Source organism: Streptomyces sp. MnatMP-M17 (assembly GCF_900091995.1).
Lineage (GTDB): Bacteria > Actinomycetota > Actinomycetes > Streptomycetales > Streptomycetaceae > Streptomyces.
The window spans coordinates 1-3,767 of record NZ_FMDK01001017.1 but is presented as its reverse complement, the minus strand read 5'-3'; the positions used below and the strand labels follow the sequence as shown (position 1 = coordinate 3,767).

Genomic DNA, 3,767 nt, shown 5'->3' with positions numbered 1-3,767 from the left:
GGCGGGCGCGGGCGCGGTGCTCGCGGCCGTCCTGGGCACGGTGGTGACGCTGGGCGCGACCTCCGGCAACGACACCTCGCAGCCGGACCGCGTCAACACGGAACCGTCCACGGATCCGGAGGAGGGCGACAGCGGTCTGACGGCCGACCAGCCCGCCGCCGACACGACCCGCGGCCCGGGCGGCGGCCGTACGGAACAGGGCGCGCCCGCGGCCAGTCCGACGGACAGCGGTACGCCCTCGGGTACGGCGTCGGTCTCCGACAGTCCCACGGGCGGCGGTTCCACTCCCGGTGGCGGCGGTTCGTCCGCCACACCGGGCAAGACGCCGAAGCCGCCGACCAAGCCGTCGACACCGCCGACCACCGGCACTTCGAGCACCCCGTCGACACCGCCGACGACGCCCACGGGCACCCCGTCGTCGGAGACGCCCTCGGAGAGCTCCTCCGCACCGCCACCGCCCGCGACGGCGAGCGACATGTCCCCAAGCCTCAGCGCAGGCGCCCCGGAGCCCGCCACCAGCACGGACGCACCTGCCTGACACCACGTCAGCAGCCGGCGCCGGCAACCAGGCACCGACAACCGATACGGGCCGTACACGACATGGGGGCCGCTCCGAAGAGCGGCCCCCATATCGATGTCAATGCCCTGCCGGACGGGGTGGCCGGTCCCGGCCGTGCGTTCGGAGGGCAGGAGAGACTCCGGACGTCAGAAGAGGCGGAGCTTGTCGTCCTCGATGCCGCGCAGGCCGTCGTAGTCGAGTACGACACAACCGATCCCTCGGTCCGTCGCCAGCACCCGGGCCTGGGGCTTGATCTCCTGGGCCGCGAACAGGCCCTTCACCGGGGCGAGATGAGGATCGCGGTTGAGGAGTTCGAGATACCGCGTGAGCTGCTCGACACCGTCGATCTCGCCGCGCCGCTTGATCTCCACCGCCACCGTCACGCCGTCCGCGTCCCGGCACAGGATGTCCACCGGGCCGATCGCCGTCGGGTACTCGCGGCGGATCAGGGTGTATCCGTCGCCCAGCGTCTCGATACGGTCCGCGAGCAGTTCCTGGAGATGCGCCTCCACACCGTCCTTGATGAGCCCTGGGTCGACGCCCAGCTCGTGCGAGGAATCGTGGAGTACTTCCTCCATGGTGATGATCAGTTTCTCGCCCGCTTTGTTCACGACCGTCCACACACCGGCGTCGTTGTCGGCGCCTTCCTTGAGCGTGCACGGCGGCGACATCCAGTTGAGAGGTTTGTACGCCCGGTCGTCGGCGTGGATCGACACACTGCCGTCGGCCTTGACCAGGATGAGACGGGGAGCGGAGGGCAGGTGGGCGGTGAGCCGGCCCGCGTAGTCCACGGAGCAGCGGGCAATGACGAGACGCATGGTCGGCAACGCTACTCGACCGGCGAGCTCCCGCGCGATTCGCCCCGGAAGCCCCCGTTCGTTATTGGCCGGTTGTGTTCCCATTCTCCTGGTGCCGTCCCGACTGCGCGCCTAACGTGGAAGCAGGAGGTCGCCGGTCGTGCACGCTGCGTCGTCGTCGCCTCCTTCCCTGCCCGGAAGACCCCGCTTCCCGGGGTCGCGAGAGGAGAACCCATGTCGCTCGACGTCTCACCGGCACTGTTGGATCAGGCCGAGCGAGGCGAGGTCGACGAAGCGGCTTTCGTCGACTGCGTCCGGACCTCCCTGCCCTACGCATGGGAGATGATCAGTTCTCTGGTGGCAGAGCTGAAGGTGGACGGTGGACCTTTCGCCGACAACCAGACGCCCCCGCCGGACGAGCAGGCACGTGGTCAGCTGCTGCGCGCGCTCGCGAGTGATGCGATTCGCGGTGCGCTCCAGCGGCACTTCGGAGTGCGTCTCGCTTTTCAGAACTGCCACCGCGTCGCGGTGTTCCCGCTGGACACCTCGGTCGACGAGCGGCTGGCCCGCTTCACCTCGGTGAGGGCCCAGTTGCTCAACCAGTCTCCCGAACTCCGGGACTGCTGAGGTCCCTTGCTGCCGCTCCGCGCACCGGGGAGGTGTCGTGGGTGCAGGAGCGGCAGCAGCAGTCCTGGAGGCCCGTTCGAGAGCACGGAAGGACGGACACACTGTGCGCGGCGGGTGGTTGGCGTATGACCAGCCAGGTGTCCGGCCGCTCGTCAGCAGAGCGCCGGCAGCACCTCCGTCCCGAGCCGCTGTATGTTCTCCTCCGTCGCCGCCAGATCGCCCGAACCTTCGACGAGCAGCGCGAAGCGGCTGATGCCCGTACGCTCCGCCGTGGCCGTGAGCCGGTCCACGGCCAGGCCGGGCGGTCCCACCGGATGCAGCTCGCACAGCAACTCCGTGTACTCCACGGGATCCCGCATCGACCGCGGCCTGCCGTCGACCGTGACATGCGCGCCCAGGCCCTGCCGCAGCCAGCCGGGCATCGCCTTGACGAGCGTCTCCGCAGCCTCGGCCCGGCCGTCCGCGATCTGCACGACGCCGACCGACACATGCGCGGCGCCCTCGATCTCCTCCGGACTGCGGCCCGCCGCGCGTGCGTGCGTACGCCACAGCCCGACCATCTCCGCCTTCTCCTCGTCGCCGCAGTGCATCCCGAGCAGCATCGGCAGACCGTGCTCGGCGGCCAGCCGTACGGTCCTGGGCGAGGTGCAGGCGATGACGACCTCCGGTCCCGCCGCGTCCAGCAGTTCGTCCGGCCTTGGTACGACGGGGACTTCACGGAACCGGAAGCGCTCGCCCGCCGCCGCGACACACGGTTCGCTCAGCCAGCGCAGCAGCAGGGCGAGGGATTCGGGGAACTCGCACTCGTACGCGGCCAGACCGGAGCCGAAGACCTCCAGATCGACCCAGGGCCCGCCCCGTCCCACACCGAGCGTGAACCGTCCTCCGGACACAAGATGCAGCAGCGCCGCCTGTTCGCCGAGCGCCACCGGATGTACGTTCGGCAACACGCTGACCGCCGTGCCCACCCGGATCCGCCGGGTCCGGCCGAGGAGCAGCGCGGCCAGGGTGACGGCGGACGGGCACACCCCGTACGGTACGAAGTGGTGCTCGGCCAGCCAGACGGCGTCCAGCCCGGACTCCTCGGCCAGTTCGGCGGTGCGCACCGCCCGGTTCAGTGCCTCTCCCTGTCCCTGACCAGGGAACTGGGCGGACAGTACGAAAGCTCCAACACGCATCGCCTTCTGCCTCCTTGCGGCCGACGCGACTCCCCTATGGGCAACAACGTCTGACACGTGCCAAAGGCACGGCCGTCCGTAAAAGTTATGCGATTGTCCGTTAAGTCTGTTCTGTGAGTCCGGACGTCCTGTGCCGCGCGGGACGCCTACCCGGTGGTACGGGTCGTAGGCTGGTAGCGGAACCGTGCTGTCTGCCCCGTGAGGTGTCCTGTGTCCCCGCGCCGCAACCGCCCCCGAGGCGGCGAGAAAACGACCGAGCGAGCCGGTGAGCCGGGGGACAGGTACGGCGGTTTCCAGCGGTCGGAGTCCTGGCAGGGCGAGGATTGGTCGGTCCGCCATGTCGCGGGCGCGAGCGCCGAGGGCAAGCGGTACCGCTGCCCGGGCTGCGATCAGGAGATCCCGTCCGCCGTGCCGCATGTGGTGGCCTGGCCCGAGTACGGCGGCGTGGACGACCGGCGCCACTGGCACCAGTCCTGCTGGAACGCGAAGGACCGCCGTACCTCACGGGTACAGCGGTCCCGCAACGCGCCCAAGTACTAGGGCCTCTCGTTTGGATCTTGCTGGGCTCGCGTGCCCTGGCACCGCGCCTCGCCGCGTTGTCGTCGG

Annotated in this window: 4 protein-coding genes and 1 pseudogene; 2 read left to right on the top strand and 3 right to left on the bottom strand. The window is 70.0% G+C overall.

Annotated elements, in window-relative coordinates:
- Together GA0115259_RS35235 and nucS are read right to left on the bottom strand one after the other, a co-directional pair.
- A pseudogene (locus tag GA0115259_RS35235) lies at window positions 1-477 on the bottom strand (hypothetical protein); the annotation flags it as partial.
- Between the two features lie 228 nt (window positions 478-705).
- Window positions 706-1,377: an endonuclease NucS gene (gene nucS, locus GA0115259_RS35230; RefSeq protein WP_176732769.1), complete on the bottom strand. Its 672-nt coding sequence runs from the start codon at window positions 1,375-1,377 to the stop codon at window positions 706-708.
- A gap of 213 nt (window positions 1,378-1,590) precedes the next feature.
- On the opposite strand from nucS, the gene GA0115259_RS35225 reads away from it, so the two are divergent.
- The gene (locus GA0115259_RS35225; protein ID WP_066954020.1) at window positions 1,591-1,983 is read left to right on the top strand and encodes an SCO5389 family protein; all 393 of its coding nucleotides are present in this window, start codon (window positions 1,591-1,593) and stop codon (window positions 1,981-1,983) included.
- A gap of 152 nt (window positions 1,984-2,135) precedes the next feature.
- Here the strand turns inward: GA0115259_RS35225 and GA0115259_RS35220 are convergent, their stop codons facing one another.
- Complete coding sequence (locus tag GA0115259_RS35220; RefSeq protein ID WP_093604414.1) at window positions 2,136-3,161, bottom strand: LLM class flavin-dependent oxidoreductase; 1,026 nt, start codon at window positions 3,159-3,161, stop codon at window positions 2,136-2,138.
- Between the two features lie 210 nt (window positions 3,162-3,371).
- Here GA0115259_RS35220 and GA0115259_RS35215 point away from each other — a divergent pair, with 210 nt between their 5' ends.
- Window positions 3,372-3,701 carry an ATP/GTP-binding protein gene (locus GA0115259_RS35215; RefSeq protein WP_066954014.1) on the top strand — a complete coding sequence of 110 codons (330 nt, stop codon included), beginning with the start codon at window positions 3,372-3,374 and terminating at the stop codon, window positions 3,699-3,701.
- Window positions 3,702-3,767 lie beyond the last annotated feature (66 nt).

Excerpts from the sequence above, each read along its gene's own strand:
- nucS (WP_176732769.1), bottom strand. The coding sequence starts at position 1,377 with ATGCGTCTCGTCATTGCCCGCTGCTCCGTGGACTACGCGGGCCGGCTC.
- GA0115259_RS35225 (WP_066954020.1), top strand. The coding sequence starts at position 1,591 with ATGTCGCTCGACGTCTCACCGGCACTGTTGGATCAGGCCGAGCGAGGC.
- GA0115259_RS35220 (WP_093604414.1), bottom strand. The coding sequence starts at position 3,161 with ATGCGTGTTGGAGCTTTCGTACTGTCCGCCCAGTTCCCTGGTCAGGGA.